Genomic DNA, 5,438 nt, shown 5'->3' on the forward strand with positions numbered 1-5,438 from the left:
CCCGGGGAGCTCGGCATCGGCGACCGGCTCTTCCCGGCACTCGGCAACCCCGGATACGACGTCACCTCCTACGACATCGCCCTGGACTACCCCGGGCGCAACGACCGGCCGCTGACCGCCGTCACCACCGTCACCGCCCGGATCACCGCCCCGCTCACCCGCCTCAACCTCGACTTCGCCCGCGGCACCGTCCGCTCCGTCACCATCGGCGGCCGGCCCGCCGGCCACGCACAGCACGGCGAGGACCTGGTCGTCACCCCCGCCGCCCCGCTCACCCGGGGCGAACGCGTACGGATCGTCGTCCACCACACCAGCGACCCCGCCGGCAACGACGACGGAGGCTGGATCCGCACCACCGACGGACTGGCGATGGCCAACCAGGCCGACGCCGCCCACCGCGTCTTCCCCTGCAACGACCACCCCTCCGACAAGGCGTTCTTCACCTTCCGTCTCACCGTCCCCCGGGAACTGACCGCCGTCGCCAACGGCGACCCCGCCGGACACACCGACAAGGGCACCCGCCGCACCTGGACGTACCGCACCCGCCACCCCATGGCCACCGAACTCGCCCAGGTCTCCATCGGGAGGTCCAGCGTCCTCGGCCGGCAGGGACCGCGGGGACTGCCGGTCCGCGACGTCGTCGCCACCACCGACCGCACCGCCCTCACCCCCTGGCTCGCCAGGACCCCCGGCCAGCTCGCCTGGATGGAGCGCCGGGTCGGCCGCTTCCCGTTCGAGCGCTACGGGCTGCTGGTCGCCGACGCCACCACCGGGTTCGAGCTGGAGACCCAGACCCTCTCCCTCTTCGAGAAGGACCTGTTCACCTCCCGCAGCCACCCCTCCTGGTACATCGAGTCCGTCATGGTGCACGAACTCGCCCACCAGTGGTTCGGCGACAGCGTCAGCCCCCGCCGCTGGTCGGACGTCTGGCTCAACGAGGCCCACGCCACCTGGTACGAGGCGCTCTACGCCGAGGAGAAGGGCGGCAGCGCCGCCTCCCTGGAGGCCCGGATGCGCCAGGCGTACCAGCAGTCCGACCGCTGGCGCGCCGACGGCGGACCACCCGCCGCCCCCCGCCCCTCCGAACCCGGCCAGAAGACCGGCATCTTCCGCCCCGTCGTCTACGACGGCAGCGCCCTGGTCCTCTACGCGCTCCGCCGGCGCATCGGCACGGCCGCCTTCGACCGCCTCGAACGCGCCTGGGTGGACCGGCACCGCGACGGCGTCGCCGGCACCGCCGACTTCATCGCCCTGGCCTCGCAGGTCTCCGGCCAGCGGCTGTCCGGCTTCCTCCAGGCCTGGCTGTACGCCGACAAGACCCCGCCGATGCCCGGCCACCCGGACTGGCGGGCCGACTCCCCGGACACGCCGGACCGCACGGCCCGCCCCCTGCCCGTCCTCGGCCACCGGCCCGGCGTCCGGACGACCACCCGCTGACCGCGCGGCCCGCGTCCGTCCGTGGGACGCGGGCACCGCCGTCCGTGGCACCCTGCGGCGGCGACACCGGAAAACCCGTGTGACGGCCCCCACCGGCCGTGCGACCATCGTCGGGTCGACTCCGGCGGCCGGGAATCTCCCGAGCGGCCCGGACGTTGTCACCACCGACAGTCCCAGCGGGGCCGCACGGCCCCCACGAGGACTTCCCAACGACACAAAGGATCAAATGACCTCCTCTTCTTCCCTTCCGCAGGACCGGCAGCGCCTCCCCGAGAGCCTTCGGGCCGACGCCCTGATGGAAGAGGACGTCGCCTGGAGTTACGAGATCGACGGGGAGCGTGACGGCGACCAGTACGACCGCTCGGAGCGTGCCGCGCTGCGCCGCGTGGCCGGCCTGTCCACCGAGCTGGAGGACGTCACCGAGGTCGAGTACCGCCAGCTCCGCCTGGAGCGCGTGGTGCTCGTCGGTGTCTGGACGTCCGGCACGGTGCAGGACGCGGAGAACTCCCTCGCCGAGCTGGCCGCGCTGGCCGAGACCGCGGGCGCGCAGGTGCTGGACGGTGTCGTCCAGCGCCGTGACAAGCCCGACCCGGCGACCTACATCGGCTCCGGCAAGGCCGCTGAGCTCAGGGACATCGTCCTGGAGACCGGCGCCGACACCGTGGTGTGCGACGGTGAGCTGTCCCCGGGACAGCTGATCCACCTGGAGGACGTCGTCAAGGTCAAGGTGGTCGACCGGACCGCGCTGATCCTCGACATCTTCGCCCAGCACGCCAAGTCCCGTGAGGGCAAGGCCCAGGTCTCCCTCGCGCAGATGCAGTACATGCTGCCCCGGCTGCGCGGCTGGGGCCAGTCGCTGTCCCGGCAGATGGGTGGCGGTGGCTCCGGTACGGCGGGCGGCGGCATGGCCACCCGCGGTCCCGGTGAGACCAAGATCGAGACGGACCGGCGGCGCATCCGCGAGAAGATGGCGAAGATGCGCCGGGAGATCGCGGAGATGAAGACCGGCCGGGACGTCAAGCGCCAGGAACGCCGGCGCAACAAGGTCCCCTCGGTCGCCATCGCCGGCTACACCAACGCCGGGAAGTCCTCGCTGCTCAACCGCCTCACCGGCGCCGGAGTCCTGGTGGAGAACGCCCTGTTCGCCACCCTGGACCCCACCGTCCGACGGGCCGAGACCCCCAGCGGGCGGCTGTACACCCTCGCCGACACCGTCGGGTTCGTCCGGCACCTGCCGCACCACCTCGTCGAGGCGTTCCGCTCCACGATGGAGGAGGTCGGCGACTCCGACCTGATCCTCCACGTCGTCGACGGCTCGCACCCGGTCCCCGAGGAGCAGCTGGCCGCCGTGCGCGAGGTGATCCGCGACGTCGGCGCCACCGACGTCCCCGAGATCGTGGTCGTCAACAAGGCCGACGCCGCCGACCCGCTCGTCCTCCAGCGGCTGCTGCGCAACGAGAAGCACTCCCTCGCCGTCTCCGCCAGGACGGGCCAGGGCATCACCGAACTCCTCGCCCTGCTCGACGCCGAGCTGCCGCGCCCCGAGATCGAGATCGAGGCGCTGGTGCCCTACACCCAGGGCGCCCTGGTCTCCCGGGCACACGCCGAGGGCGAGGTGCTCTCCGAGGAGCACACCGCCGACGGCACCGTCCTCAAGGCGCGGGTGCACGAGGAACTGGCCGCCGAGTTCCGGCCGTTCGTCCCGGCCGCGTAGCACGCGTACGGCGAAGGCCCGCCCGGTCACCCGGGCGGGCCTTCGCCGTGTGCGGGCCCCGGTGCCGCGGCGCCGGGAGGGCGTCAGCCCTTGGCCGCCCACTTCTTGCTCATCGCGTCGAAGAGGCCCTTGGCCTCCTCGCCCAGGTGCGGGCCGGCCGACCAGCGGGCCGGACGCGGCCCCATCGACATGTTCGACACCAGCACCAGCTTGCCGTCCTCACCCTTGGCGAACCAGGGGCCACCGGACGAACCACCGGTCATGGTGCAGCCGATCCGGTACATGGTCGGCTTGTTCGCGCCCATCGACAGACGGGTCGGCCGGTCGGTGCACTGCTGCTGGAGCGCGCCGTCGAACGGTGCCTCGGCCGGGTAGCCCTGCGCCGTCAGGCTCGGGATCTTGGCCATCGCCGGGGCGTTGAAGTCGACCTCGTACGCGCCGCCCGCCATCTCCTCCAGCGACTTGCCGCCGTTGCTCTCCTCCGGCTTGACGTGCATCAGCGCGAAGTCGTACGGCGCCATCGGCACACCGGGCACCGCGCCGCCGGACTTGATCCACTCGCTGGACGTCGCCATGTCGTCCGCCCACCACTTGCCGGCCGGGACACGGTCCTCGAACGGGGTGGACTTCATCCGGGTCGCGGGCTGGCCGGTCCGGTTGAAGTTCGGGACGAACATCATGTTGCGGTACCAGCCGCCGCTCTTGCCGGCGTGCACACAGTGCGCCGCGGTCCACACCAGGTTGGACTTCCCGGGGTGCGCCGGGTCCTTGACCACGGTCGCCGAGCAGCGGGACTCGCCCTCGGGCGTGCTGAACAGCAGCAGGCCCACACCGGGCGCGGTGGTGTCGTACGGCGTGCCGACCGCGCGGGCCGGGACGGCGGCGGGCTCCGGGTCGGTCTTGCCCTGGTCCTCGGAGATGTCCTCAGGCTTGCTGGGGTCCTGCGGGGGCTTGACCTTCTCGATCTTCTCGGGGTCCCAGAAGTTCTTGATGATCGGGTTGATGAACTCCCCGGCCTCCCGGAGCCACTTGTCCTTGTCCCAGTTCTTCCACTCCCCGTTCTTCCACTTGTCCAGGTCGACGCCGTGCTCCTTGAGCTTGTCCTGGATCTCCTGGGGAATCGTGAACTCACCGCCGCCCGTGGTGTCCTGCGCCGCGGTGGGTTTGGCGTCCGCGCTCCCGTCCTCGGGGCCGCAGCCGACCGCGGTCAGCGCCACGACCGCGGTGAGCGCCGCGGCCAGCACGGGCCGGCGCAGACGGGCGCGCGACGCGCTCCGCCCGGACGGGGACTCGGCGGCGGGCGGGCGTATGGATCGCATCGGGTGAACTCCCCCTGGTGGATTCTGACTGTGCTGGTACGGACCCGCGCCGGCGACCGGTGCGGACATGCGCCTCAAGATCCCGGGCGCGGGTCCCCCACTATGCCGGTGACCACGGGGACGCCGTCACCCGGGCCCCCGGTTCCGGCCCGAAAGGAACTTGACGCACGGCCGTGTTCCGTTGACACCGTGATCGTTGGTACGTACGGGGGACGGCCGGGCCGCTCGCGGCGGTCCGGCGCACGCACATCACCAGGAGGACACGACCGCCGTGGCGTTGACCGAACCCGTGCCGGCGGCCCCGCCGCCCGCCCCCGCGGCAGCCCTCCGCCCGCGCGGGCCCGCCTCCCGCCCCCTGCCCGTCGTCCCGGTACGCGCCCGCGGACTGACCGTCGAGACCGCCGACGGACGCCGCTACCTCGACTGCGCCACCGGCGCCACCCTCGTCCTCGGCCACCACCACCCGGTGGTCCGCGAGGCCGTCCGCGCCGTCCGCGCCACCGGGGACCCCCGCGATCCGGCCACCTCCCTCGCCGACGCCTTCACCGCGGAACTCCGCGCCACGCTCCCCGGGGATTTGGCCGAAAGCGCGTACCTCCGCTTCTGCGGGCCCTCCGGGGCCGACGCCACCGGGGCCGCCCTCGCCCTCGTGCGCGCCGCGACCGGAGCGCCCGGCGTGCTCCACACACCGCTCCCGTACGACGACCCGCCGCACGAGGACGGGAGCACCCCCGACGACCGGCTGCTCCGGGCCCGCCGGGATGCCGCCGCCCGCGGCGTCCCGCTCGTCGTCGACGAGTCGGAGACCGGCGTCGGCCGCACCGGAGCCTTCTGGGCCGTCGAACACAGCGGCGTCGTCCCCGACGTCCTCGTCCTGTCCCGCGCGATCGGCGGCGGCCTCCCGCTCGCCGTCGTCGCCCACCGCCCCCACCTGGCCACCGGCCGTCCCGGCGGCGCCTTCCGCGGCA

At 73.2% G+C, this 5,438-nt stretch carries 4 protein-coding genes; 3 read left to right on the forward strand and 1 reads right to left on the reverse strand.

Annotation, left to right across the window (positions count from 1 at the left end; all coding sequences use genetic code 11):
- Together AC51EU_RS26630 and hflX are read left to right on the forward strand one after the other, a co-directional pair.
- Positions 1 to 1,437: M1 family metallopeptidase (locus tag AC51EU_RS26630; protein WP_496269632.1), on the forward strand; the 1,437-nt coding region annotated here is incomplete at its 5' end.
- 226 nt (positions 1,438 to 1,663) lie between these two features.
- Positions 1,664 to 3,151, forward strand: coding sequence for a GTPase HflX (gene hflX, locus AC51EU_RS26635; RefSeq protein WP_496269633.1), 1,488 nt, complete (start codon positions 1,664 to 1,666; stop codon positions 3,149 to 3,151).
- Between the two features lie 83 nt (positions 3,152 to 3,234).
- On the opposite strand, the gene AC51EU_RS26640 is transcribed toward hflX, so the two are convergent.
- Complete coding sequence (locus AC51EU_RS26640; protein ID WP_496269634.1) at positions 3,235 to 4,470, reverse strand: trypsin-like serine peptidase; 1,236 nt, start codon at positions 4,468 to 4,470, stop codon at positions 3,235 to 3,237.
- Positions 4,471 to 4,759: 289 nt separating this feature from the next.
- On the opposite strand from AC51EU_RS26640, the gene AC51EU_RS26645 reads away from it, so the two are divergent.
- A partial coding sequence (locus AC51EU_RS26645; protein WP_496269635.1) for an aminotransferase class III-fold pyridoxal phosphate-dependent enzyme occupies positions 4,760 to 5,438 on the forward strand: 679 nt, incomplete at its 3' end.

This window comes from Candidatus Streptomyces philanthi, from assembly GCF_059553635.1.

Bases quoted from the DNA above. Each gene is read 5' to 3' on its own strand.
- hflX (WP_496269633.1), top strand. From the start codon at position 1,664: ATGACCTCCTCTTCTTCCCTTCCGCAGGACCGGCAGCGCCTCCCCGAG.
- AC51EU_RS26640 (WP_496269634.1), bottom strand. From the start codon at position 4,470: ATGCGATCCATACGCCCGCCCGCCGCCGAGTCCCCGTCCGGGCGGAGC.